Raw genomic sequence first — 26918 nt, forward strand, 5'->3', positions numbered from 1 at the left:
TCCTAAGAAAGTATTAGATTACAAAACTCCCAGAGAGGTGTTATACGCTGGCTAACTTGGACTTGAATTTTGCCTTTTTTTAGCCTCCTTCTTCAAAAAAGATTATAATAGCGGGCTTTAGAGAAACTTAAAGAAGCTAGAAGAACTCTAGCTTCTTGGTATTCTATTTTTCAAGACTCCAAATCTCACGTGCATACTCTTCTATGGTGTCGTCTGAGGTAAATTTATCTGAATTGGCAATGTTGACCAGGCTCATCTTCATCCAGTGACTACGATTGCGATAGAGTTTGTCAATTTTTTCCTGAGCCTTGGTATAAGCGTCAAAGTCTTCAAGGAGGAAATACTCGTCGTTATGGGTGATGAGGGTTTCATAGATTTCCATGCCTTCTGATTGGATATTTGGGATAGTGCCGTTGACAAAGCTATCAATCACCCGTTTGAGTGTCGGGTTATTTTCATAAATACCTCGAGAATAATAGTCATGCTTTTGGTAATGATCATAGACAGCGTCCTTGTCCATACCAAAGATGACAATATTGTCCTCGCCGACTTCGTCTTTAATCTCGATATTAGCTCCGTCAAGAGTGGCTAGAGTGATAGCACCTGTCATCATGAACTTCATGTTGGACGTTCCAGAGGCTTCTTTTGAGGCAAGTGAGATTTGCTCGGAGACGTTAGCAGCTGGGATGATGAGTTCAGCCAAGCTGACACGGTAATTTTCCAAAAAGACCACTTTGAGTTTGCCACCAAGCGTTTCGTCGTTATTGATGAGATTGGCCAATTCATTGATGAGCTTGATGACGGACTTGGCAAAATGATAACCTGGCGCTGCCTTTGCTCCAAAGATAAAGACACGTGGCACCATGTCCTTTTCAGGATTATCCTTTAAATCCCAATAGAGTTTGATGATATGAAGGATATTAAGAAGCTGGCGCTTATAAGCATGTAGGCGCTTGACCTGCACGTCAAAAATCGCATCTAGTGAGACTTCAACGCCAGTGGTCTCTAAGATATACTTGGCAAGACGAGCCTTAGCGGTTTGCTTGACCTGATAAAAGTCAACCTGTGCTTGCTCGTCATCCACAAAGGCATTGAGCTTTCTCAGGTGATGAATATCTGTGCGCCACTCTTTACCAATCCACTTGTCAAGCTCGTCAGACAACGCTTCATCGGCAATCTGCGTCCAGCGTCTTTGCACGATACCGTTGGTTTTATTGTTAAATTTTTCAGGGAAGAGCTGATAAAAAGCATGCAGGGTGTCTTCTTTCAAAAGCTCTGTGTGGAGTTTAGCAACACCATTGACCGAATGTCCGCCAATAATAGCTAAGTGCGCCATGTGAATCTGATTGTCCTTGACGATACGAGTCGCCTCAATCACATCTGGTGCTACCCCCTTAGAAGCGAGCTCTGCCACATAGCGGCGGTCAATTTCTAGAACAATCTGATAAACACGAGGGAGGACGTACTTAAAGAGCCCTGCGTCCCATTTTTCAAGCGCTTCAGACAATATAGTGTGGTTGGTGTAGCTCATGGTCTTAACCGTTGCCTGCCAAGCCTTATCCCAGCTAAGCCCATACTCATCCACCAGCAAACGCATAAACTCAGCAGGCGCTACCGCTGGATGGGTGTCGTTGATGTGCACTGCTACTTTTTGATAAATATCCTCAAGCGGCAAGTTCATCTTCAGATAGGAGCGGATAATGGTCTGCAAGCCTGCACTGGTCATAAAGTATTCTTGAACTAAGCGCAGCTCACGCCCTTGGGCGTTTGAGTCGTCTGGATAGAGCACTGCTGTGATGTCCTCAATACGTCTGCGGTCTGCAATAGTGGGATAGCGCAGCTCGTCTTCTTCTGGAATTTCAACATCCCAAAGGCGTAGGTTATTGACCGTGTCGTTTTCAAAGCCTAGTTGAGCGACATCGTAAGGCACAGCTCGTAGGACCTGCGCTCCTTGGTAGACAGGAGTGAGATTGCCTGCGTCATCTGCTTGTAAGTAAACATCACCGTAGAGCTTGACGTAGACACTATCATGGTCTTTTCTCGTTTCCCAGACACTGCCTGTAGAGTCAAACCACGGATCTGGCAACTCCACTTGATAACCATCTACAATGCGCTGTTTAAAAAGACCATAGCGATAGCGAAGACCATTACCAAAGCCTGCATAGCCAGTCGTTGCAAGAGAATCCATAAAGGCAGCTGCTAATCGCCCTAAGCCACCATTACCAAGCGCCATATCATGCTCTGTCTCCTTTATGGTATCAAAATCCAAGTCTAAATCAGCAAAAGCTTCCTTGACAGTCTCTAAAAGCCCTAGATTAAGGAGATTGGTCTCTAGCATGCGCCCCGGCAAAAACTCAATAGAGAAATAATAAGCAATCTTTTTTTGCTCTTTCTCCAAATCACGCCTGCGCTCTAGCCAAAGGGGCGTGTAATATTTTCGAAGCGTCTTTGCTAGAGCAATGAACAGCTCTCTAGGCGTTGCGTCTACGATTTTGATTTGCTGCTCCTCATGAAGCGTATCCTTAAAGTCACGAATAAATTGTTCTTTTGTTACTTGCATATTCCTATCCCTTCTTCTTTTGTTTTGTGACAGCTACGACAAGAACCCCAACTGCTAGAGCAGCTGGAGCTGTTGTCTCGACTATTAGATGAGCTGTTGGTAAAGCGACTCGTAGGCTTTACTTGCCGTATCCCATGAGAAATCTTGTGACATTGCTTGCTCTTGCAAATGTTTCCAGTCATCAGGGTGTTCGTAGTAGAGCGCTAGCGCTTTTTCAACCGTTTTTGTCAGCCAGTAGCCTGAAAAATCTTGGAAACCAAAGCCTGTGCCCGTTTTGTCGTATTCATTGTAAGGAATGACGGTATCTCTAAGACCACCAACCTCATGGACAATCGGAATGGTACCATAGCGCATGGCCATCATCTGCGATAGTCCACAAGGCTCAAAGGCGCTCGGCATCAAAAAGAGGTCACTAGCGGCGTAGATTTGTTGAGCCAGCGCCAAATCAAAAGTGATATTAGCTGACATCTTGTCTGGATAATGCTCTGCAAACCATGAAAAGCTATGCTCAAAATCACTGTAGCCTGTCCCAAGGAGGACAATCTGAATGTCCAGCTGCATAAGTTCATGCAATTGATTGACCACAAGGTCAAAACCTTTTTGGTCCGTAAGACGTGATACCATCCCAATCAAAGCCACATCATCACGCACTGGAAGCCCGACACGCTCTTGCAACTCAGCCTTGTCCGCTGCCTTTCCAGACAAATCACTCGCATTAAAGTGGTGGGTGATAAACTGGTCAGTTTCAGGATTGTAGAGGTCGGTGTCAATCCCATTTGTAATGCCTGAGAGCTTGCCTGACTCCATGCGCAAGACTTGGTCTAAGCCTTTACCAAACTCTGGTGTTTTGATTTCATTGGCATAGGATGGTGAGACAGTGGTGACACGGTCAGCGTACAAGATACCTGACTTGAGCCAGTTGAGACAGTCGTTCCAACGGAGCGTCCCATCTGCGTAGCGCTCATAACCAACGCCAAACAAATCCCAAAGCATGCCTGAGTCAAACTGCCCTTGAAACTCGATATTGTGAATGGTAAGAACGGTTTTGATACCACGATAAGCGTTAATCCAGTGGTATTTTTCCTTGAGCAAAAATGGCACCATAGCTGTGTGGTAATCGTGCACATGCAAGACATCTGGGATAAAGTCGATTTTTTCCATCGCTTCTAGCGCCGCTAATTGGAAGAAAGCAAAGCGCTCACCATCGTCCCAGTCCCCATAGACATGCCCTCTAAAGAAATAATATTGATTGTCAATGAAGTAGAAAGTCACACCCTCCCACTGGATACGTTTGATACCGACATACTGATGACGCCAGCCGACATAAGTGTAAAAGGAAAAGACATCCTCGATTTCATCTCCAAACTTTTGGTCAATCATATCATAATAAGGCAAGATGACCGCCACTTCATGTCCATTTTTGACCAGTGACTTTGGCAAAGCCCCAATCACATCACCTAGACCTCCGGTCTTGGCAAAGGGAGCTCCTTCTGCAGCTACAAACAAGATTTTCATTTGATAATATCCTCAAGTACTTCTAAACCTTTGGCAATGACAACAGGATCTTCTGCTGTACCGTGAACGGTTACACCAGGAGCAATCACGACATTTTTGTCCAAGATAGCATTTTCAACGCTAGCACCAGCACCAATCGTCACCTTAGGGAAGATAATGCTGTTTTCAACATGTGAGGCTTCCTCAATGTGGCAATTTCTAGAAATAATCGAATGCTCAACGTCCCCCTTGATGATACTACCAGAGGCAAACTGGGCATTGTCGATATGAGAGCCCTTGTCAAAGAAGGTCGCTTCTTCATTTTTAATCTTAGTATACACTTTTTGGTTAGAATAGAGAAGTGAATAAAATTTCTGGGTGTCTAGCATATCCATATTGGCATCGTAATAAGACTTAACAGAGCAGATATTTGAGAGATAGCCTGTGTACTCAAAGGCAAGAGCATTTTCCGTTACAATCAACTCTCTCAGCAGATAACGCAGTTTTCTTGGTTGCTCCTTGGTTGCTTCTTCTTCCATGCGCTCAATCAACCACGGTGTGTTGACCACATAGATGTCTGCTGACATTTTGTGTAAGTCATCAGTATCATTAACAGCCGTTTTGCCAATCACACGGTCGCTCTCATCAATGTCTAAAATCTCATTGACATCTGAGATAGAGCTTTTTGGCAATTTTTTATAGACAACGGTAATCTTGGTTTTGTTGGCTTCATGCAGGTGAATCACCTGCTCAAGGTCGATATTGCAGAGCACATCACAGCTCATATAGACTGTCTGGTCACTGCCTGAGCGCTTGAGATAAGTGAGAATCTGGTCATAATAGTCCTTGTCTGTGACTTGGCTGTCATTTTCCGTATTGTAAAAACCTAGGAAATAATGGCTCAAAAGCGTGTTAAGCCCCCACTCACGTCCGCTTCTGATATGGTCAAAAATAGAGCGGATATTTTGCCCACGGAAAATACCGTAAACACTTCTGATACCGGCATTGGCTAGGCTAGAGAGCTGAAAGTCAATCAAGCGGTACTTGCCATCAAAAGGCAGACTAGCGAGTGGTCTACTGTCTGTCAAGCTAAGCATGTCGTGATAACCGACTGTATTTCCTAAAATTGCTGAATATTTATCAATCTTCATTTGGCACCCCCACTACCTCATTATAGCCTACAACTTGCACTTCTTCGCTACCATCAATGACGACATTTTCCCCAATAACTGCCCCCTCACCGATGATAGCACGGTTAATCTTAGCTCCTGGTCCAATGATAGCACCACTCATGACAAAGGAATCGGTAATCTCAGCACCTGCTTTGACTTGGACATTGGTGGACAGGATAGAGTGTGTCACCTTTCCTGAAACAAAGCACCCATCCACGATAAGCGAGTCTTTGACGACCGCCTCTTTTGCGATGTAGTTTGGTGGTGCGATGAGGTTTTTAGAGTAAATCTTCCAAGAGCGATCTCGGCTGTTAAGCGCATTGTCATCACCGATATACTCCATATTCGCTTCCCAGAGCGACTCAATGGTACCAACGTCCTTCCAGTAGCCGTCAAAGTTGTATGTGTAAACACGATCGCCTGCTTCTAGATAAGCTGGGATGACGTTTTTACCAAAGTCAGACATGTCTACATGGTTCTTTTCGGCATTGACAAGCACCTCACGTAACCGTTTCCAATTGAAGATATAAATCCCCATTGAAGCTTTGGTGGACTTTGGATGTTCTGGCTTTTCCTCAAACTCAACGATACGGTCGTTGGAGTCTGTGTTCATGATACCAAAACGGCTCGCTTCTTTTAGTGGAACGTCAATAACGGCAACGGTTAGACTTGCCATATTGTCCTTGTGAGTCTGAAGCATATCGTCATAATCCATCTTATAGATATGGTCTCCAGACAAAATCAAGACATACTCTGGGTTAATACTGTCAATATAGTCAATATTCTGATAAATGGCGTGGCTCGTTCCCTCAAACCAACGGTTTCCCTCGGTCGCTGAGTAAGGCTGCAAAATCGTCGCACCAGAGTCGATACCGTCTAGCCCCCAGCTAGAGCCATTTCCAATGTGGCTATTCAGCGCTAACGGTTGATACTGGGTGATAACACCGACATTATGAATCCCAGAGTTTGCGCAGTTTGAGAGCGCAAAGTCAATAATGCGGTAGCGTCCACCAAACTGCACAGCTGGCTTAGCGATACTTTGCGTTAATTTTCCTAAACGAGTACCTTGTCCACCGGCAAGGACAAGAGCTAACATTTCATTCTTCATTTCCGTTTCCTTTCTTTTTTGACGTTCTAGAGCGACGTTTCAGCTTCCAAATGCTAGCACCGAGCGCTGGCAGGGTAAAGCTGAGTGTATTGGTGTAGTCTTTCCAAAGCCCTTCTTGTGTTTTTGTATCAGGGTTTGTCTCCTTCCAAACACCACCAAACTCTTCTAATTCGGTATTCCAAACCTCCTCATAGAGACCAGCAATAGGCAGTCCAATGGTAAAGTTCTTACGCTCAACTGGTGTCATATTAAAGACACAAACTAAAAAGTCTCCTTTGGCATTTTGACGAATAAAGCTGAGCACAGACTCATCTCTATTGTCCGCATCAATAATCTCAATGCCATCATAACTATCATCAATCCTCCAGAGCACATCGTGTTCTTTGTAGAAGTGATTAAGCTGTGCGGTGAAGTCCTGCATGCGCTGATTGAGATAGTCCTCTAAGTTACTCCACTCCAGCTGATAATCATACTTCCACTCTAAGAATTGACCAAACTCGCTCCCCATAAAGAGCAATTTCTTTCCAGGGTGGCAGATTTGATAAGTGTAGAGATTACGAAGCCCTGCAAACTGATTGTAGCGGTCTCCCCACATCTTGTGCATCATGCTTTTCTTACCATGAACCACCTCGTCGTGAGAAAACGGCAGGATGAACTCTTCTGAAAAGACATACATAAAGCTAAAGGTAACCAGATTAAAGTCATATTTGCGATAAGCTGGGTCTTCTTCGTAGAAGCGCAAAATGTCATTCATCCAGCCCATATTCCACTTGTAGTCAAATCCTAGCGACTCATTGGCACCGAGTTTTGTGATTTTGGTGTCGCTTGAGCTTTCCTCAGCAATCATCATGACATCAGGACGATAGGACTTGATGACACGATTGAGCTTTTGCAAGAAACCATAGCCCTCGTAGTTACGATTGCCACCATCGACATTTGGTGTCCAAGGACCGATATCATAATCACGGTAAATCATATTGCTGACCGCATCGACACGGATACCATCAATGTGGTAAAAATCCAACCAAAACTTCGCACTTGAAATCAAGAAAGACTGCACTTGGTTTTTGCCTAAGTCAAAGTTGAGCGCTCCCCAGCCTCGATTTTGCGCTTGATTGTAGTCCTGATACTCAAAGGTTGGTGTGCCATCATAGTAAGCCAGCGCATCGTCATTGATGGTAAAGTGCCCTGGAACCCAGTCAACAATGACACCGATGTTATTGAGATGACAAGCCTCGACAAAATCTTGAAAATCCTCTGGTCTGCCATAGCTATGCTCAAAAGCAAAGTAACCCATGAGCTGATAACCCCAGCTCATGCCAAGCGGGTGTGCCATCAAAGGCATAAACTCGACATGCGTGTAGTTCATCTTGACCAGATAAGGAATGAGTTCTTTGGTCAAATCCTTGAACTGATAGGGTCTGCCATCCTCATGACGTTTCCATGAGCCAGCATGAACTTCATAAATATTCACCGGTCGGTCTTTAAAACAAAAACGTTTACGACGTCCTAACCACAGACCATCCTTCCACTTCTTTTCAGACAAATCTAATAAAATAGCTGCTGTTCCCGGTCGATTTTCAAAATACAGAGCAAATGGATCTATTTTTTCAACTTCCTGCCCTGTTGAGCGCTTAACGAGATACTTGTAGAGCTGATTGGTCTGTGCCTCGTCTGTAAAAATCTCCCAAACACCTGCTTCGTTACGCTCCATAGCAAGTGGTCGTTCTTTCCAATCCGTAAAATCACCAATAACAGCTACCGCTTGGGCATTGGGTGCCCAAACTCTAAAGACGTAGCCAACTTTTCCATCACGCTCTTCCTTATGAGATCCTAAATAATCCTGTGCTTGGTAGTTCTCACCAATGCCAAAAGTCCACAGCGCTTCTCTGGTATCCATAACATCACCCTTTCATTTATTCTTTACTTCGTCAAAATATTTGAATAGACAAACAATGTCTGAAAATTTCACGAAACAAATATATTTGTGTAATATCTTAACACTTTTCGGATTGTTTGTAAAATAATAATAATCAAAATAGAGCGCTTTCATTTTAATATTTAAAAATAGCGCCCTGCTAGGCTCTTCTTCACTACAAAACAAAAAAATAACCTAATGACTTAGGCTATTTTTTAATTTCAAAGACCGAAGCGGATAGTGCATCTAGGACTTTAGGATGTTTTTGTAAGCGCTTTATGTTTGTTACTATTATAGCATAATCTGAAACGTCTGTCATGCTATTTTCAACAATTTCTTCTGAAAAGTTAAAAATAATGCGATAGTGCTTGTCAGAAACGATGTCATAGACAACTAGGTGCGAGCCTTCTTTTGCCGTTCTGACATAGACATGCTCACGAATCTCTTTGAATGTTTGGTAAGAAAAGGCAGGATTGTGACGCTTGAGCTGGATGAGTGCTCGTACAAAAGCCATAGTTGAGTGATGATGTGTCACCTTGTTCCAATCCACCTGATTGACCTTATCTGGTGCATTGTAGCTGTTCATAGCACGCTCTTTATCTTCCTTGGTCAATTCGCCATTGTCCCCCGTCGGATAGAGCTTGGTACGCAAGAACTCTTGACCGAGCTGAATAAAGCTCATCCCTTGCATGAGAATGCCCATAGCAGACGCTAGCTCCACACGCTTGGTATGAGTCTCAAGACTATCGTCTGGGTGCAACTCTAATAGTAAATCGTTGAGATTGTAGTTGTCATGGGCTTCGACATAGTTTAGCACTTGGTTGGGGCTTAAATAGTGAGTCAGCTCATCGCTACCTAGGATACCCTTGGCTACGATACCCTCGGTTTGCGCTCCAGAGACAAAGCCAGATTTAAAATGCCCATAGACCTCAGCACCCTTGATAGCGTCTCGGACAGTGTCATTGAAAAAGCCGATGTTTGGCATTTGATAGGCATTGTCTTTTTTCGCTTTATCTTCTGCTTTTAGACCAGTGCCCATATCCCAGCCCTCACCATAGAGGATAATTCTTGGGTCAATGGCGTCTACTGCTTTTCGGATAGCATTCATCGTCTCAACGTCATGAAGCCCCATCAAGTCAAAGCGAAAACCGTCAATATTGTACTCAGTCACCCAGTAGAGGATAGAGTCAATCATGTACTTGCGGTACATCTCCTTTTCACTGGCGGTTTCATTGCCACAGCCAGAGCCATTTTGGAAAGTCCCATCGGGATTCATACGGTAGTAATAATCCGGAACAATCAACTGAAAGACAGAGTCTCGTGACGCATAGGTGTGATTGTAAACTACATCCATGATGACTGCGATACCTGCATCATGATAAGCCTGTATCAAGCTCTTCAGCTCTAAAATACGCTGCTCAGGCTTATCTGGCTGACTGCTAAAGCTCGCTTCTGGCACATTGAAATTCTCTGGGTCATAGCCCCAATTGTAAGCGTAATTTCCCTTGTCATCAAAGGTCTGATGATGGTCAAAAATCGGCTGCAATTGCACATGACTAACCCCTAGGCGCTTGATGTAGTCAAAGCCTGTCTTATCTCCAAAATAATTGACCGTTCCAGTCTCACAGGCACCTAGAAACTTGCCACGCTTGTCCTTGCTGACACCAGACGTATCTGAAATGGAAAAATCACGGATGTGCATCTCAGTAACAACTGCTTGATTGGGGTTGTCAAGACGCCAAGTTGCATCACTTCCTTGCTTGACACTGAAATTTTCAGGCGTACGAATAGCCTCACTCAAAACAACAGAGCGCTTGCCACTAGCGGTCGCTGCAATGCTGTAGGGGTCACGGCTTTCTGTAACTGTGCGATTTCTGAAGTAAATCCGATAAGCGTAGGCTTGTTTATTGCAGTCACCCTCTATCTTTGCAAACCAGACACCGTGCGTGTTTTCCTCATGGTGGCTAAGGTAGACAGAGTTGCCCCTTTTCATGGTAAAGGTTTCTTTAACAGGCGAGTCGTCTGTTGCCTTCTCATAAAAAAGCAACTCTACTTTTTTAGCAGTCGGTGCCCACAAGCGAAACTCAGTCGCCAGTTCATCGTATTTAGCTCCTAGCCAGCCGTCAAAGCCCCATATCTTATCAAAACGCTCATGATTGGTCGCCATATCATAGGCGTGAGCGTTACGGTTACGGTAAAAGTGACTCGTCACAGCTGCCTGCTGAGAATAGTAAAGCGTCTCGTCTCCCTCTACAATCCACACCTCTGTCGCCTCTAAACCAGACGAGCGATGAATCTTAAAATCCTTCGTTTTTAGTGACCAGTCTTTGTTTTTGACAATGACATAAACATGCTCCAAAGAAAATGGACTGTCATAGTCGAGACGTGCAACCAAACCAAAACTATCAAAGTTTGAAAACGAGCAGTCCTCTCCCTCATGAAAGTCAATCCATTTCCAAAGGCTGTAATCAAAGTAGCGACCATGTCGGCTATGATAATGGACAATTACTGTATTTTTCATTGCTTACCCTCTTTTTCTTGGCTGATTGAAGAGACAAAATAGTTTGACTAGACAAAGCAATCGTTTGCACAAATGTCTAAAAAAACTTTTCCTTTTTCTTCAATCCAAAGCCTCAAAATCTATCTTTTTTATCTACCTGTATTGTATCATAAAATCACAAAAGACCGTCCTTAGACGCTCTCTGATGGAGCTGGCTTTTTCAAGTCACAGACTGACTCCCGCTCAATCAATTTAAAGGGCATAACAATCTTTTCACTGTAAAAGCCTTTTGAAGCCTTTATCAACTCTAACAGACGCTTGAGACTAGTCTTTCCAAGCTGTTCCACATTGACATCAAAAGTCGTCAGATAAGGGTGCACAATGGTTGAGAAGATAGAATTATTAAAGGTTATGAGAGAATGTGTCTCTGGGATATTGAGTCCACGCTGTTTGAGGTCTTGCACTAGCTTGACCGACAGACGGTCACTCACTGAGACGATACCTGTCACATCATATTGCCAGATGACTTCGATGAGATTATCCAAAGTCCGTGGCAAATCGTTAGTAATCAAGACATCATCAAGCGGTGTGAGCCCAGCCTTGATCATGGCACGCAAATAGCCAAAATAGCGCTCTCGTGAAATTTCAGACGATTTATCATCAGTCACAAAGAGAATATTGTAATGCCCACGCTCTAGGAGATACTCAACTGCTCGACTGCCCATGAGTTGATTGTCATTATCAATGTAGGTAATCTCATTTTCATTGCCGTTTGATGAGCCGATCACGACAAAAGGCAGCTTGTTTTCTAAAAGATATTGTCTAATAGGGTCGTTCTTTTCCGAAAAGAGAACGATAAAACCATCAACACGCTTTTGCTTGTGCATAAGCTGCACCTGCGCTTCTAGCTCCTGCATGGTCATCCCTGTAGCGATAGAGACGGTCAGGTCTGACTGCTGAGCTTCGTAGGTAATTGCCGAGATGATGTTCATGAAAAAGGGTTCACTCAGACGCTCTGGCGTCACAAGCGGCGGCAAAACCACACCGATAGCTTGAGTTGAGCCGTTAGCTAACATCTGCGCAGCCACATTTGGCACATAACCCAGCTCGTCCATAGCTTTTCTGACTTTTTCTTTTGTCTTTTGAGAAATAGAGCGATTGTCTCTTAGCACACGGCTAACTGTTGACGGGTTGACGCCTGCTCTTTGGGCGACATCCTTAATGGTAACCATTAAATTGCTCCTCCTTTTAGTTTAAATCATAACATGATATTAACAGTATAATAAACCTGCAAGAACAATGCAAGCGCTTTTCTTAAAAATATCTAAATCACATCACTTTGTAAAAATTTTTTTGGCAACAGAAACAAAACTGTCAAGAAGGTCTACATCCTTGATAGTACTAGCTTTAGAAATGTAACCCCTTTCCAATACACCGTCCACAATCGTAAAAATTTTAAAAATTTTTTCTAAAAAAGCCTTGACTTTTGCTGCAAACGGTTGCATAATATAAGCATAGAAACCTAAAAATTCCTTAAAGGAGGGAATGTTATGACCAAGAAATCTTGGAAAAAATGGCTAGCAGCTTCTGCTGCTCTCACTTTGGCAGCTGGATTAGTTGCCGTATCGACGACTTCACCTGCATATGCATCTTCAAAAACAACCTTGAAGTTGTGGGTGCCAACCGACTCAAAGGACTCTTATAAAGATATTGTCAAAAACTTTGAGAAGGAAAACAAAAACGTTAAGGTTAAAGTGATTGAGTCAAACGACTCTAAAGCTCAAGAAAACGTTAAAAAAGACCCAAGTAAAGCCGCAGATGTCTTCTCACTGCCACATGACCAACTTGGTCAATTGGTTGAGTCTGGTATCATCCAAGAAGTACCAAGCAAATACGCTAAAGAAATCAAGAGTAACGACACAGAACAATCTGTTCTTGGTGCACAGTATAAAGGTAAAACCTACGCCTTCCCATTTGGTATCGAGTCACAAGTTCTCTTCTATAACAAGGAAAAACTTTCAGCAGATGATGTCAAATCTTACGAAACCATCACTACAAAAGCAACCTTTGGTGCTAACTTCAAGCAAGTAAATGCTTATGCAACAGCACCGCTCTTCCTCTCAGTTGGTGATACACTCTTTGGTAAGACTGGTGAAGATGTCAAAGGAACAAACTGGGGCAATGAAGCTGGTGTTTCTGTTCTTCAATGGATCGCAGACCAAAAGAGCAACAAAGGCTTTGTCAATGTCAATGCTGAAAACGCTATGAGTAAGTTTGGTGACGGTACTGTCGCTGCTATGGAATCAGGTCCTTGGGATTACTCAGCAGCTCAAAAAGCACTCGGTGCTGACAAACTCGGCGTTGCCGTTTACCCAACAATCAAGATTGGCGATAAAGAAGTGCAACAAAAAGCCTTCCTTGGTGTCAAACTCTACGCAGTCAACCAAGCACCTGCTGGTTCTGATACAAAACGTATCGCAGCAAGCTACAAACTCGCAAGCTACCTCACAAGTGCAGATACTCAAAAACAACAATTTGAAACACGTAACATCGTGCCAGCAAACAAAGAAATCCAAGAATCTGACACTGTGAAATCAAACGAACTTGCCCAAGCTGTTATCACAATGGGTAGCTCAGATACTTACACTACTGTTATGCCTAAGCTTAGCCAAATGTCTACTTTCTGGACTGAAAGTGCTGCTATCCTTAGCGATACTTACAACGGTAAAATCAAATCAAGCGACTACCTCAAACGTCTCAAACAGTTTGATAGCGACTTAGCCAAATCAAAATAAGATGCTAAAAATAGAACCTTGCTAGCGACGCTAATTCTGCAGTTAGCGGGGTTCGTTTTTTAACACCTTGACTGATCATTGATAACATAATGTATTATCCGTTATTTTAGAGGAGACTTATCATGTACACTACCCCTAAAAAACCATTACAGCTTTTTACAGAGACCTTTAAAGAAGGAGATGGAGCCACAAAGCTCTCTTACTTTATCATGGGAGCTGCCAATCTCAAAAATAAGCAAATCACAAAAGGGCTGCTCTTTTTAGTCAGTGAGATTCTCTTTATCATCTCTTTTATCTATCAGGTTATTCCTTCTATCAAAGGGCTTATCACTCTTGGTACTAAAAGCCAAGGTATGACAACAAAAACTGTAGATGGGATTAAAATGCAAGTCGCCACTCAAGGTGACAATTCTATGCTCATGCTCATCTTTGGGCTTGCGGCTGTGATTTTCTGCTTGGTATTTATCTATATCTACTGGTGTAATATCAAGAGTGCAGCGCACCTCATGGAGCTAAAAGCGCAAGGGCGTAAGATTCCAACATTTGTCGAAGATGTCAAAACCTTGTCAGATGGTCGTTTCCACATGACCCTCATGATTATCCCTTTGATTGGGGTTTTGCTCTTTACCATTTTGCCATTGATTTATATGATTTGCTTGGCATTTACCAACTATGACCACAACCACCTCCCTCCAAAGAGCCTCTTTGATTGGGTTGGCTTTGTGAACTTTGGAAATATCTTTAGTGGTCGTATGGCAAGTACTTTCTTCCCTGTTTTGTCATGGACATTGATTTGGGCGGTCTTTGCGACGGTTACTAACTTCTTCTTTGGTATCGTTCTGGCTCTTATCATCAACACTAAAGGGCTCAAGTTTAAGAAAATGTGGCGGACATTCTTTGTCATCACCATGGCAGTACCGCAGTTCATCTCTCTACTTATCATGAGAAACCTGCTTAATGACGCTGGACCTATCAATGCGCTTCTTGAGAAGATTGGCTTGGTGTCACACGCCCATCCGCTACCATTTCTCTCAGACCCTATCTGGGCGAAATTCTCTATCATCTTTGTTAACATGTGGGTTGGTATCCCTGTTACCATGCTGGTTGCGACAGGTATCATCATGAACCTACCTCGAGAGCAAATCGAAGCCGCTGAGATTGATGGGGCAAATAAATTCCAAATCTTTAAATCCATCACTTTCCCTCAAATCTTGCTGATTATGACACCTACGCTCATCCAGCAATTTATCGGAAATATCAACAACTTCAACGTCATCTACCTTCTTACTGAAGGTGGACCTACTAACTCCAACTACTACCAAGCTGGTAGCACAGACCTTTTGGTCACATGGCTCTACAAACTGACCGTTACCGCAGCTGACTACAACTTAGCTTCTGTTATCGGTATCATTATCTTTGTTCTCTCTGCTATCTTTAGCTTACTCGCTTACACAAGAACAAACTCTTACAAGGAAGGAGCTGCTAAATAATGAATAAGAGAAAACGCCTCAACCTTACTTTTGTCTATATTTTACTGATTGTCCTATCAGTCATCTGGCTCTTTCCTATCGCCTGGGTAGTCTTGACCAGTTTTCGTGGTGAAGGCACTGCCTTTGTCAACTACTTCATCCCAAAAACATGGACATTTGACAACTACACTAAGCTTTTTACCCAAAGCACCTTTCCTTTTGGGCAATGGTTCTTAAACACTTTGATTGTAGCGACATTCTCATGTATCATCTCAACCTTTATCACGGTGGCTATGGCTTACTCTCTAAGCCGTATCAAGTTCAAACACCGTAATGGTTTTCTAAAACTAGCACTTGTGCTCAATATGTTTCCTGGCTTTATGAGTATGATTGCAGTATACTATATCTTGAAAGCCTTTAACCTTGACCAAACGCTGACAGCGCTTGTCCTTGTTTACTCAGCAGGGGCTGCACTTGGATTTTACATCGCCAAAGGGTTCTTTGACACCATTCCTTACTCTCTTGATGAGAGTGCCATGATTGATGGTGCCACACGTAAAGACGTCTTCTTTAAAATTACTCTCCCTCTCTCAAAACCTATCATCGTCTATACAGCCCTTATGGCATTTATCGCACCTTGGATGGACTTCATCTTTGCAAAAGTTATCCTCGGGGATGCAACAAGCAAATACACTGTCGCTATCGGACTCTTCTCCATGCTTCAACAAGATACTATCAATGATTGGTTCATGCCATTTACGGCTGGTTCTGTCATTATTGCAATTCCCATTACATTACTCTTTATGTTCATGCAAAAATACTATGTTGAAGGTATCACAGGCGGTTCTGTCAAATAAGCTTTGCCTTCTCACACAATAAGATAAGAATAGGAAAATACATTATGACAACTTTACAATTAGATCATATCTACAAAAAATACCCAAATGCAACACACTACTCTGTTGAGGACTTCAATCTGGACATCAAAGACAAGGAATTTATCGTCTTTGTTGGACCGTCTGGTTGCGGGAAATCAACAACGCTTCGCATGATTGCAGGACTTGAGGACATCACAAAAGGAGAGCTCAAAATTGACGGTGCTATCGTCAATGACCTCTCTCCAAAAGACCGTGACATCGCTATGGTTTTCCAAAACTACGCCCTCTACCCTCACATGAGCGTCTACGACAACATGGCCTTTGGCTTGAAACTGCGTAAATACTCTAAAGACGATATTGACAAGCGTGTCCGTGAAGCGGCTGAAATCCTTGGTTTAACAGAGTTTCTCGAAAGAAAACCTGCTGACCTGTCTGGTGGTCAACGCCAACGTGTCGCTATGGGACGTGCCATTGTCCGTGACGCCAAGGTCTTCTTGATGGACGAACCTCTCTCAAACTTGGATGCCAAGTTGCGTGTCTCCATGCGTGCTGAAATCGCGAAGATTCACCAACGTATCGGCTCAACCACTATCTACGTTACCCACGACCAAACCGAAGCCATGACACTGGCTGACCGTATCGTCATCATGTCAGCGACTAAAAACCCTGACGGTTCTGGAACTATCGGACGTGTCGAGCAAATCGGTACCCCTCAAGAACTCTACAATCAACCAGCTAATAAATTTGTCGCAAGCTTCATCGGAAGCCCAGCCATGAACTTCTTTGACGTCAAGGTTGGCAAGGACAAACTGACCAACGACCATGGTCTTGAGTTGGCACTTCCAGAAGGACAAGCTAAAGTCCTTGAAGCTAAAGGGTATCTTGGTAAAACCGTTACGTTTGGTATCCGTCCAGAGGACATTTCAAGTGACAATATCGCACAAACTGCTTATCCTAATTCTTCTGTCGAAGCTGAAGTTGTCGTCTCAGAGCTTCTTGGTAGCGAAACCATGCTCTACCTCAAACTCGGTCAAGACGAATTTGCAGCACGTGTTGACGCTCGTGACTTCCACAACCCTGGTGATAAAGTGACCCTCACCTTCAAGGTCGCTAAAGGACACTTCTTTGACCCTGAAACAAGCAAACGTATCGCTGCAGAATAATAAAAAAGCACCTGAGGTGCTTTTTTATTTACCAAAATTCACGGACAAAATCGTCCTCTAAGCGCTCACTGTAAAAGAGCTCGGACAGGTCCTCCTCATCAAAAACACGCATGAGATTAAGCAAATCATAGGCAAGCTCTAAGTCAGCAAGACTCTCTTTTTTTACCCATGAGACCTCACCCTCGTCTGATGAGCGCAACTGCCCAGTGAAGCTTGACGTTTTATACAAAAAGACAAGATAGCGCTCGTTGTCCTTTGTGTGCCAGTGCTTAACACCCACCAACTGCGGATGCTCTATAGTAAGCCCTGTCTCCTCGTACACTTCACGCACAATGGCTCGGTGCAAACTCTCACCTTTTTCGATGTGCCCACCAGGAAAAGCAAAGCCTGACCAAGCGTAGCGTTCTGGGCTGCGGTATTGCATGACGACATTGCCCTTGTCGTCTTCTATCATACACATGTTGGTTAAAATAACCTTTTCTGCTCTTGACATGATACACCTCTCTTTTATTCATGTATCAGTATAACGAAAAGAAAGAGCATATACAAGTGTTGAAGTGTTTAGCGCAGTGCTTTTTGGAGCGTCTTTGAAAAACTGCTGAGATAATAAAGGCTATAAGCCAGAAAACTCCCCAGCAAGCTCGCCAAAATATCAAAAGGCAATTTCATAAGCGCATAAGTTGGCGTGGCATAGACAAAGGCACGTCCCAAACCATAGCCCACGATACTAATAAAACAACCAGCAAGAAGTGCTAGAAAAATCTGTGTCTTTGAAGCACTTCTAGCGTCACCAGCTAGTTTTGACACCGTATAGGCAGCAAGCCCTTGAACCAAAAGAGACACAAACATCGGCGCTGGATAAAAGAAGAAATCCCCTAAAAAGCTCCCTAGTCCTGCAATCACAGCGGCTTCTAGCGGATTAAAGACCAGAGCTGCTAGAAAGATAATCACTTTATTAAAGTAAAAGTGACCACCTGGAACAGGGATACTGAAAGAAGATAAAAGAACAGTTAGCGCTGTAAAAAGCGTAGCATAGGTTAATCGTTTTGTCATCATAGACCTCCCTAAGACTTTTGTCTAACAGTATAGACCTCTTTATCTCCTCTTTCAAGCTCTAAAAAGAAAAACTGTCTGGGGATACAAAAAGCAGATAAGTCTAACTTACCTGCTTTTTGTATTTTGGAGGCTCTGTTCTCTTAGTTCACCATATTGATTTGTTGGTCATCAATAACAGTGAATAGAGAAAGGCTATCACCATCTAAGTCTGTGTGGTGCATGTTGACACCTGTGATTTGATTGTTGTTGTAAGTGGTGTAGTAGTAGATTCCTTTATCCACATTACAGCAAGATGAGTAGATGGTGTACTCAAACTCATCATTTCCAACATTACACAAGCCCTTTTGTTGCTCTACAGAGTGCAAAATGTGGAAAAATTGGCTGACGCTGTCTGCTTCACCTTGACCTGGGATAACGTTAAATTTGGTGAAGGTTGCTTTGACAAAACGTGATGTTGAGGTCAAATCACCTGGCAAACCTAGTGTTCCCATACCACGTGAGTACTCATCCAGCTCCAACTTATCTGAAAAACGGTTTGGTGTTGCAACTGGAGAGAGCGCACGGTAGTTGTTCAAGCTAAAGAGTTGCATATCAAAGGATGGGTTGTTGGTCAAGACACCCACTGGATTGTCGTACACTTTCAATCCTTCTTTGACAGACTCTACAACGATAGAATGCTCACGATCAGCAATCAACCAATGAAGCGGAGACAAAGGCAACTTATCGCTAAAGTTAATCTTAACAAGATTAAGGTCTTTAAGCAAAGCCTTTACTTCATCAATGCTTGCGCATTGCCCCAAAACATAAGGGATGAACTCAAATGGAGATACATTGACCTTGTTAGGGTCTTCTGGGAAGTAGTAAGCATTACCCGTAAAGGCTAATCCTGCCATACTAAGTCCTTTTTCGTTTGACGCATCAAAATAAAGAGGATAATCATCCACAACTGCTGACATACCAATCATAGCATAGTGGCTTGTCATATCATCAATTTTACGAAAAGGAAAGGTAAAGTTACGTGGTGTTACGACTACTTTTTGTCCATAAGAGAGTTCTAAGTCGAGATTACGCCCAAAATAGTGATCTTGGGTGCTATAGGTAATACCAGTACACATATATAGTCCTCCTATTTTACTGGTCTTACTTTCCTTTCAACATTGCCAAATAGCTTGTTCTTAATCTATTTTGAGACACTCATGTTATTATACTAAATTGCTTTTGCTATTATAGCCACACTAAAAGAAAAGTAAGATAGGTCGTAGATTTTTTCTACTCTGCTATTCTAACACATCCTTAATAAAATGGCAACAAAATGTTAAAAGGCTCTCGTTTTTTTACAAAAAAAGCTGACATTTAGCCAACTTTTTAGTCCATTGCTTTTAGTTCTAAAACCATATCTCGCAGTTGCGCCGCCAACTCGAAATCCAAGAGTTCTGCAGCTTCTTGCATTTCTTTTTGGAGTTTTTTGATGGTCTCTTGGCGCTCTTTCTTGCTCATGGTTGACACATCAAGGTCTTTTTCAAGCTCTGTTTCTTCGGTTTTATTGGTGATAGCGATAAGGTCACGGATTTCCTTTTTGATGGTTTGTGGGACAATGCCGTGCTTGTCATTATAAGCCATTTGCAGGCTACGACGACGAGCGGTTTCATCCATCGCTTTTTGCATGGACTCGGTTATCTTATTAGCATACATAATCACATGCCCATTGCTATTTCTAGCGGCACGTCCAATCGTTTGGATAAGCCCACGTTCATTACGTAAGAACCCTTCCTTATCCGCATCCAGAATGGCAACCAGACTCACTTCTGGCACGTCAATACCCTCACGCAGCAGGTTAATCCCAATCAAGACATCAAAGACACCCAAGCGCAAATCACGGATAATCTCTGTCCGCTCTAAGGTCTTGATATCAGAGTGCATGTACTTGACCTTAACGCCCATTTCCTTGAGGTAGTCGGTCAAGTCCTCTGCCATTTTCTTGGTCAGCGTCGTGATAAAGGTGCGCTCACCCTTTTCGACACGGCTGTTAATCTCACCCAGCAAGTCATCCATTTGCCCCATGGTTGGGCGCACTTCCACTTCTGGGTCCAAGAGTCCTGTCGGACGGATAATTTGCTCGACAACGGTATCGGTCTGCTCTAGCTCATAGTCCCCTGGAGTCGCTGATACGTAGACAATCTGATGAACATGGCTCTCAAACTCCTCACGGCGAAGCGGACGGTTATCAAGCGCACTCGGCAGGCGAAAACCATAGTTAACCAACATCTCCTTACGTGCTCGGTCACCATTGTACATGCCCTTGATTTGCCCCATGGTCATGTGGCTCTCGTCAATCATGATAAGAAAATCATCTGGGAAGAAATCAAGAAGTGTAAACGGTGGCTCACCCTCGCTACGCCCATCCATGTGACGAGAATAGTTCTCAACGCCGTTAGTGTAGCCCATTTCTCGCAGCATTTCAATATCGTATTCTGTTCTTTGACGAATACGCTGCGCTTCAATGAGCTTGCCCTCTTTTTCAAAGAGAGCGACCTGCTCTTCCATTTCCTTTTGAATCTTGGCTATAGCGACTTCCATATGCTCATCATTAGTCATAAAGTGGGTGGCAGGAAAGACAACCAAGTGGTCAACATCCGCAATCACACGTCCTGTCAAGGGCTCAATCTCACGGATACGGTCAATCTCATCACCGAAAAACTCTATTCTAAAGGCATGCTCATCACGACTGGCTGGAAAGAGCTCGACCACGTCACCGCGCACACGAAAACGCCCACGCTGAAAGTCGATGTCATTGCGCTCAAACTGAATGTCCACAAGGTCATTGAGCAGTTTATCCCGTGAAATTTCCTGCATAGGACGCAGGCTCACAGCACTGTCAGCGTACTCTTTTGGCGAACCCAAACCGTAGATACATGAGACCGAAGCCACCACGATGACATCATTACGCTCTAAGAGTGCTGAAGTCGCTGAGTGACGGAGTTTATCAATCTCATCATTGACCGAGCTGTCCTTTTCGATATAGGTGTCACTTGATGGCACATAAGCCTCAGGCTGGTAAAAGTCATAGTAAGACACAAAATACTCCACAGCATTGTCTGGGAAAAACTCCTTAAACTCACCGTAGAGCTGACCCGCTAGAGTCTTATTGTGGGCGATGACAAGGGTAGGTTTATTGACCTTAGCAATCACCTGACTCATGGTGTAGGTTTTCCCTGTCCCTGTCGCTCCCTTTAAAATCTGGGCTTTTTCGCCACCTTCGATGTTATCCACCAAGGTTTCTATCGCCTCAGGCTGATCTCCTGACGGCTCGTACTTGGACACTAATTTAAAGACATTATCTTCTTTTCGATCAATCATACATTTCTCACTTTCCTTACCTATTGTAACACATTCTAGAAAAGTTAGCAGAAACGAGATATTACTAAATCTTTAGTATATGTAAGAAAACCTAACATCAAAAAATGTAAAAAATTGACTTCTACCTTATAATTTGCTAAAATAGAGCCTGTACTGCTAGAACACAGTCGTTCTAGTGATTTTTTTAATGAAGGAGACACTCATGAAGAAAACGATTAAGGCAACTTTATTTGCCCTGATGTCTGTATTCATGGTTTTTGGCGCAAAAGTCAGCGCTGATACGATTTCTATCGTGTCTGACACCGCCTATGCACCATTTGAATTTAAGGACAGCGATCAAGTTTATAAGGGAATTGATGTCGATATTATCCAAGAAGTCGCAAAGCGTGCTGGTTGGGATTATAAAATGACGTTTCCGGGCTTTGACGCCGCTGTCAATGCTGTCCAGTCTGGACAAGCAGATGCCCTTATGGCAGGGACAACTGTCACAGAAGCTCGTAAGAAGGTCTTTACTTTCTCTGACACTTACTACGACACTTCTATCGTTATCTACACCAAAAAAGGGACTAAGATTAGCAAGTATAGCCAGCTCAAAGGAAAAACTGTTGGGGTTAAAAACGGGACCGCTGCACAGTCTTTCCTTGAAGACAACAAGAAAAAATACGGCTATACCATTAAGACCTTTGATACCAGCGATTTGATGAATAACAGCCTCGACTCTGGTTCTATTGACGCTGCTATGGACGATGAGCCTGTTGTCAAATACGCTATCAGCCAAGGCAAAGACTACGCTATCAATATGGATGGCGAGGCTGTTGGAAGCTTTGCCTTTGGTGTCAAAAAAGGCAGCAAATACGAGTACCTCATCGAAGAGTTTAACACAGCACTTGCTGCTATGAAATCTGACGGTACTTATGATCAAATCATGAACAAGTGGTTGGGTTCTGATGCTACTGAGACAAGTGCTAGCGCAACTGGGGACGCTAACGCTAAAGCAACACCTAAAAAGACCACTTATAAGATTGTTTCAGACTCTTCTTTTGCTCCATTTGTGTATCAAAACAGCTCAAACAAATACACTGGTTTTGACATGGAGCTTATCAAAGCTATCGCTAAACAGCAAGGCTTTAACATTACCATCAGCAACCCAGGCTTTGACGCTGCACTTAATGCCGTTCAATCTGGACAAGCAGACGGTGTTATCGCTGGGATGACCATTACAGATGCCAGAAAAGACATCTTTACTTTCTCAGATCCTTACTATACAGCTAACATTATCTTAGCAGTTAAGAAAGGCTCTTCTATCAAGTCTTACGAGAACTTGAAAGGTAAAACCGTCGGTGCTAAGAACGGAACTGCTTCTTACACTTGGCTAGAGGAAAATGCCAATAAATACGGCTTTGAATTGCGTGCTTTTGATGAGGCGTCATCTATGTATGACAGTCTCAACTCTGGCTCTATCGATGCTCTTATGGATGACGAAGCCGTGCTTGCCTACGCTATCAAACAAGGACGCAACTTTGAGACACCTATCAAGGGTGAGGCTTCTGGTGATGTCGGTTTTGCCGTTAAAAAAGGCACTAATACCGAACTCATCGAGATGTTCAACAATGGTCTTGCTGCCCTCAAGAAAAACGGACAGTATGACAAACTCGTCAAAAAATACCTCTCTACAACAGACGCTTCATCTAGCAGCTCATCAACAAGCTCTACAGTGAATGAAACCACTATTTGGGGCTTATTGAAAAACAACTACAAGCAACTGCTCCAAGGATTGTGGACGACGATTAGCTTGACCCTCATTTCCTTTGCCATTGCCATGGTTATCGGTATCTTCTTTGGTATGCTAAGTGTGGCTCCAAATAGTATCTTGCGTGCTATTGCTGCTATCTTTGTCGATGTGATACGTGGTATTCCATTGATGATTGTAGCTGCCTTTATCTTCTGGGGAATTCCAAACCTTATCGAACAGCTAACTGGTCACCAAAGCCCTATCAACGACTTTGTCGCAGCGACTATCGCCCTCTCACTAAATGCTGGTGCTTACATCGCTGAGATTGTCCGTGGAGGGATTGAGGCTGTACCAAAAGGGCAAATGGAAGCCAGCCGTAGTTTAGGTATCTCTTATGGTAAGACCATGCGCAAGGTTATCTTGCCACAAGCAGTTCGCCTCATGCTTCCTAACTTTATCAACCAGTTTGTCATTTCCCTAAAAGATACAACCATCGTTTCAGCTATCGGTCTGGTTGAACTCTTCCAAACAGGGAAAATCATCATCGCACGTAACTACCAATCCTTCCGTATGTACGCTATTTTGGCAGTAATTTACCTCGTGATGATTACCTTGTTGACTCGCTTGGCAAAACGCTTAGAAAAGAGGCTTAACTAATGGCAGAATTAAAAATTGATGTGCAAGATTTACACAAATCTTACGGACAAAACGAAGTTTTAAAAGGCATTAACGCTAAATTCTACGAAGGCGATGTGGTTTGTATCATCGGACCATCTGGTTCTGGAAAGTCGACCTTCCTTAGAACATTGAATCTCCTTGAGACCATCACTAGCGGAAAAGTCACTGTAGACGGCTATGAGCTGTCTGATCCTAAAACAAATCTCGATAAGGCACGTGAAAATATCGGTATGGTGTTCCAGCACTTCAACCTCTTTCCACACATGTCTGTTCTTGAAAACATCACCTTTGCTCCTGTTGAGCTTGGCAAATACAGCCAAGAAGAAGCCGAAAAAATCGGTATGGATCTGCTTGAGAAGGTCGGTTTAGCAGACAAACGTGACGCCAAACCTGACAGCCTCTCTGGTGGTCAAAAGCAACGTGTGGCTATCGCACGTAGTTTAGCCATGAACCCTGATATCATGCTCTTTGACGAGCCGACATCAGCGCTTGACCCAGAGATGGTTGGAGATGTTTTGGAGGTTATGCGTGACCTTGCTGAGCAAGGCATGACCATGCTGATTGTCACACACGAGATGGGATTTGCTAGAAAAGTTGCCAACCGTGTTATCTTTACAGACGGCGGACAATTCATCGAAGACGGCACACCTGAGCAGATTTTTGACCATCCAAAACACCCACGTCTACAAGACTTCCTAGACAAGGTCTTAAACGCTTAAAAATAACCCTCTATGAGGGTTATTTTTTTACTAGCTTGACAAGGGTTACAAAACATGCTAGACTGAAAGCAATAAAACTCAGGAGGACACGCCATCGTGGTAAACTAAAAACCAACTTTTAGAGATTAGTTCTATTGATTTATCATTCAAACTAGTCTTTACCAAGTAGGTTTTTAGTGGTGTCCATAAGAAATGAGCAGTTGCTTAACTGTACTTTTTGGGGTACCTGTACTATCATCTCTACTTGGTAAAGTAGAGATTTTTTGCTTTTTCTAGCTGTGCTAGGGAAAGGAGGGTATATGCTGACCTTTGAACATTTGACCATTACACACAAAAAAGACAACGCTATCCTTATCAATGACCTGACAATGACTATAAACGCCTGCGATAAAGTCGCTATCATCGGTGAGGAGGGTTGCGGCAAATCAACGCTTCTCGCTTTTATGAGAGAGGAAAGCTCTATTAGTAGCTATGCTGAGGTTTCTGGGATTTGCCGTAAAAACTACAGACGTGTTGCCTATCTGCCACCGTTTATTGACCCAACGCTTCTAACGCTTGCTATTTCTGACTTTATTGATAGGAGTATTGACTATACGGCATTTGACTATGGGCTTTTTTATCAGCTAGCGCATGAGCTTGATTTTGACAGTGAACGCTTTGAGGATGAGAGTCCTCTAGCTGTTCTTTCTGGTGGGGAGAAGTTTAAGCTGCAGTTGCTACTGCTTTTAGCGCATGAGCCAGATTGTCTCTTACTTGATGAGCCGACTAGTGACTTAGACTTTGAGACGATTGCGTGGCTGATAGGCTTCATCCAAAAGAGCACGCTAACGATTATCTTTGTTTCGCATGATGATTATTTTTTAAGCCAAACAGCGACTCGTATCATTCACCTCGAGCAGGTCAAAAAACGCCGTGAAAGCAAGACCCACACAAGTAAAGCGGGCTATGAGGACTATCTAGCCAACCGCAAGAAAAACTTTCAGCATCAAGAGCGACTAGCGACTGAGCAAGAACGCCAATACCAAAAAGATGTGACAAAGCTGAACCGCACCATGTCTGCTGTCCACCATGCACTCAATACCACAAAAGACAGCACTGCTGGACGTCTTTTGGCAAAGAAGATGAAAAATCTCAAGTCACGCCAAAAACGCTTTGAGCGTGAAAAAGACGATTTCTTTGACAAGCCTGCTTCTGCTGAAGCAATTGAGCTGGTCTTTTCCGCCATAGAACCTCTACCTAAAACCAAACAGCTCCTCTCCTATGACCAGCACAAGCTGTCTAGCAGGCAGGTGATTGATTTGCACATCTGGGGGCAGGATAAGATTGTCATCACAGGCAAAAACGGTATTGGAAAGACTTTGCTTTTAAAAGACATCAGAAACCAGCTGACACAAAAAGGTTATACGGTCAGCTACATGCCACAAGACTATCTTGAAGAACTGGATGAAAACGAAACACCGCTTGATTTCCTAGAAAAAACACGACGTAGGACTGAGGCACGCACGCTCCTTGCCAAACTCCAATTTACCCCGCAGGAAATCCAGCACCCCATCTCAGACTTGTCTAGTGGGCAAAAGGCAAAGCTCTTTTTCTGCCGCATGGTTTTGGACGAAGCGCAAATTCTGCTCTTGGACGAGCCAACACGACACCTCTCACCCCTTTCTCAGCCAGAAATTCGCCAACTCTTTAGAAATTACACAGGCTGTATCATCGCTGTTTCACATGATTACCATTTTATCCATGAGGTAGCTGATAGCGTCTATCAACTGACACAAAACGAGCTGACTTTACTAGCAGACAAGCCGTAACGACAAAGCTGAAAGTACATAAACATTGCACAATAGCCTATCTTTTGATATGATAATCTTATGCGTAATTTTATCTCTGTTTTGCTGGCGGATATGGATAGACACATTCTTGTCGATGTCAAGACAAGTAAGCAAAAAAGACAAACCTTTTGGCGTTCTTTTCTCGCTTATCTGATTGTTTTTCTCCTCTCCATTGCAACCATACTTCTGACTTTTTATTTGTTGTTCCAAGGCTTGCTCAATCAACAAATCATCTACTACATCGGAGCTCTCCTTGTCTTTTTGCTCGCCTTTTTCATGAGCTATCAGCTCATCCTCTACACACCTACTGTTTTTAAAAACAGCGTTTTCATGGTTGGTCATGTCCTCATCCGCAAAATCAAAGCACACCGTCAACGTAAAACAGAAAAACAAGAATAAAGAAGATCACTGATAAATGATCTGACCCCAAAAAGTTGGACACAATATTTTAATTGAAGGATTGCGTTCTGTATTGCACAGGACTCAGTCC

At 43.3% G+C, this 26918-nt stretch carries 20 protein-coding genes; 8 read left to right on the forward strand and 12 right to left on the reverse strand.

Features of this window, described 5'->3' with window-relative positions; genetic code table 11:
* Positions 1-163 precede the first annotated feature (163 nt).
* From AALA56_RS06930 to AALA56_RS06965, 8 genes are all read right to left on the reverse strand, one after another.
* Positions 164-2560 (reverse strand): glycogen/starch/alpha-glucan phosphorylase, encoded by a 2397-nt coding sequence (locus AALA56_RS06930; RefSeq protein WP_369909367.1) that lies wholly within the window; start codon positions 2558-2560, stop codon positions 164-166.
* 84 nt (positions 2561-2644) lie between these two features.
* Positions 2645-4075, reverse strand: coding sequence for a glycogen synthase GlgA (gene glgA, locus AALA56_RS06935; RefSeq protein WP_369909368.1), 1431 nt, complete (start codon positions 4073-4075; stop codon positions 2645-2647).
* Positions 4072-5205 (reverse strand): glucose-1-phosphate adenylyltransferase subunit GlgD, encoded by a 1134-nt coding sequence (gene glgD, locus AALA56_RS06940; protein ID WP_369909369.1) that lies wholly within the window; start codon positions 5203-5205, stop codon positions 4072-4074. Before glgD ends, glgA begins: the two co-directional genes overlap by 4 nt.
* Positions 5195-6334: a glucose-1-phosphate adenylyltransferase gene (locus AALA56_RS06945; RefSeq protein WP_115270412.1), complete on the reverse strand. Its 1140-nt coding sequence runs from the start codon at positions 6332-6334 to the stop codon at positions 5195-5197. The genes glgD and AALA56_RS06945 overlap by 11 nt, the downstream gene beginning before the upstream one ends.
* Positions 6324-8234: a 1,4-alpha-glucan branching protein GlgB gene (glgB, locus tag AALA56_RS06950; protein WP_369909370.1), complete on the reverse strand. Its 1911-nt coding sequence runs from the start codon at positions 8232-8234 to the stop codon at positions 6324-6326. The genes AALA56_RS06945 and glgB overlap by 11 nt, the downstream gene beginning before the upstream one ends.
* Positions 8235-8460: 226 nt before the next feature.
* Entirely contained in the window at positions 8461-10773 is a 2313-nt protein-coding gene (gene pulA / locus AALA56_RS06955; RefSeq protein WP_369909371.1) for a type I pullulanase, read from the reverse strand.
* A gap of 170 nt (positions 10774-10943) precedes the next feature.
* The gene (locus AALA56_RS06960) at positions 10944-11984 is read right to left on the reverse strand and encodes a LacI family DNA-binding transcriptional regulator (protein WP_369909372.1); all 1041 of its coding nucleotides are present in this window, start codon (positions 11982-11984) and stop codon (positions 10944-10946) included.
* Positions 11985-12086: 102 nt separating this feature from the next.
* Positions 12087-12257 carry a hypothetical protein gene (locus tag AALA56_RS06965; RefSeq protein ID WP_369909373.1) on the reverse strand — a complete coding sequence of 57 codons (171 nt, stop codon included), beginning with the start codon at positions 12255-12257 and terminating at the stop codon, positions 12087-12089.
* A gap of 45 nt (positions 12258-12302) precedes the next feature.
* On the opposite strand from AALA56_RS06965, the gene AALA56_RS06970 reads away from it, so the two are divergent.
* The 4 genes from AALA56_RS06970 (at position 12303) to AALA56_RS06985 (ending at position 17057) form a co-directional block, all read left to right on the forward strand.
* On the forward strand, positions 12303-13547 hold the full coding sequence (locus tag AALA56_RS06970) for an extracellular solute-binding protein (protein ID WP_369909374.1): 1245 nt from the start codon (positions 12303-12305) through the stop codon (positions 13545-13547).
* 122 nt (positions 13548-13669) lie between these two features.
* The gene (locus AALA56_RS06975; RefSeq protein ID WP_369909375.1) at positions 13670-15037 is read left to right on the forward strand and encodes a carbohydrate ABC transporter permease; all 1368 of its coding nucleotides are present in this window, start codon (positions 13670-13672) and stop codon (positions 15035-15037) included.
* Positions 15037-15873, forward strand: a complete 837-nt coding sequence (locus AALA56_RS06980; protein ID WP_369909376.1) for a sugar ABC transporter permease — start codon at positions 15037-15039, stop codon at positions 15871-15873. Before AALA56_RS06975 ends, AALA56_RS06980 begins: the two co-directional genes overlap by 1 nt.
* A gap of 44 nt (positions 15874-15917) precedes the next feature.
* A complete protein-coding gene (locus AALA56_RS06985) occupies positions 15918-17057 on the forward strand; it encodes an ABC transporter ATP-binding protein (RefSeq protein ID WP_277649904.1) in 1140 nt (379 codons plus the stop codon).
* A 28-nt stretch (positions 17058-17085) separates the two neighbouring features.
* Here the strand turns inward: AALA56_RS06985 and AALA56_RS06990 are convergent, their stop codons facing one another.
* From AALA56_RS06990 to uvrB, 4 genes are all read right to left on the reverse strand, one after another.
* Positions 17086-17550, reverse strand: a complete 465-nt coding sequence (locus tag AALA56_RS06990) for an 8-oxo-dGTP diphosphatase (RefSeq protein WP_369909377.1) — start codon at positions 17548-17550, stop codon at positions 17086-17088.
* Positions 17551-17618: 68 nt separating this feature from the next.
* On the reverse strand, positions 17619-18113 hold the full coding sequence (locus tag AALA56_RS06995; protein WP_369909378.1) for an ECF transporter S component: 495 nt from the start codon (positions 18111-18113) through the stop codon (positions 17619-17621).
* A 140-nt stretch (positions 18114-18253) separates the two neighbouring features.
* On the reverse strand, positions 18254-19228 hold the full coding sequence (gene bsh / locus AALA56_RS07000; RefSeq protein ID WP_369909379.1) for a choloylglycine hydrolase: 975 nt from the start codon (positions 19226-19228) through the stop codon (positions 18254-18256).
* Between the two features lie 250 nt (positions 19229-19478).
* Positions 19479-21470: an excinuclease ABC subunit UvrB gene (gene uvrB, locus AALA56_RS07005; RefSeq protein ID WP_369909380.1), complete on the reverse strand. Its 1992-nt coding sequence runs from the start codon at positions 21468-21470 to the stop codon at positions 19479-19481.
* A gap of 202 nt (positions 21471-21672) precedes the next feature.
* On the opposite strand from uvrB, the gene AALA56_RS07010 reads away from it, so the two are divergent.
* The 4 genes from AALA56_RS07010 to AALA56_RS07025 all read left to right on the forward strand — a co-directional run bounded on the left by AALA56_RS07010 (position 21673) and on the right by AALA56_RS07025 (position 26827).
* Positions 21673-23859, forward strand: a complete 2187-nt coding sequence (locus AALA56_RS07010) for an ABC transporter substrate-binding protein/permease (protein ID WP_369909381.1) — start codon at positions 21673-21675, stop codon at positions 23857-23859.
* Positions 23859-24599 (forward strand): amino acid ABC transporter ATP-binding protein, encoded by a 741-nt coding sequence (locus AALA56_RS07015; protein ID WP_115270438.1) that lies wholly within the window; start codon positions 23859-23861, stop codon positions 24597-24599. The genes AALA56_RS07010 and AALA56_RS07015 overlap by 1 nt, the downstream gene beginning before the upstream one ends.
* Before the next feature lie 299 nt (positions 24600-24898).
* Positions 24899-26407 carry an ATP-binding cassette domain-containing protein gene (locus tag AALA56_RS07020; protein WP_369909382.1) on the forward strand — a complete coding sequence of 503 codons (1509 nt, stop codon included), beginning with the start codon at positions 24899-24901 and terminating at the stop codon, positions 26405-26407.
* A gap of 60 nt (positions 26408-26467) precedes the next feature.
* A complete protein-coding gene (locus AALA56_RS07025) occupies positions 26468-26827 on the forward strand; it encodes a hypothetical protein (RefSeq protein ID WP_369909383.1) in 360 nt (119 codons plus the stop codon).
* The last annotated feature ends 91 nt before the right edge of the window (positions 26828-26918 follow it).

The organism is Streptococcus hyointestinalis (assembly GCF_041225505.1).
Taxonomy (GTDB): Bacteria; Bacillota; Bacilli; order Lactobacillales; family Streptococcaceae; genus Streptococcus; species Streptococcus hyointestinalis_B.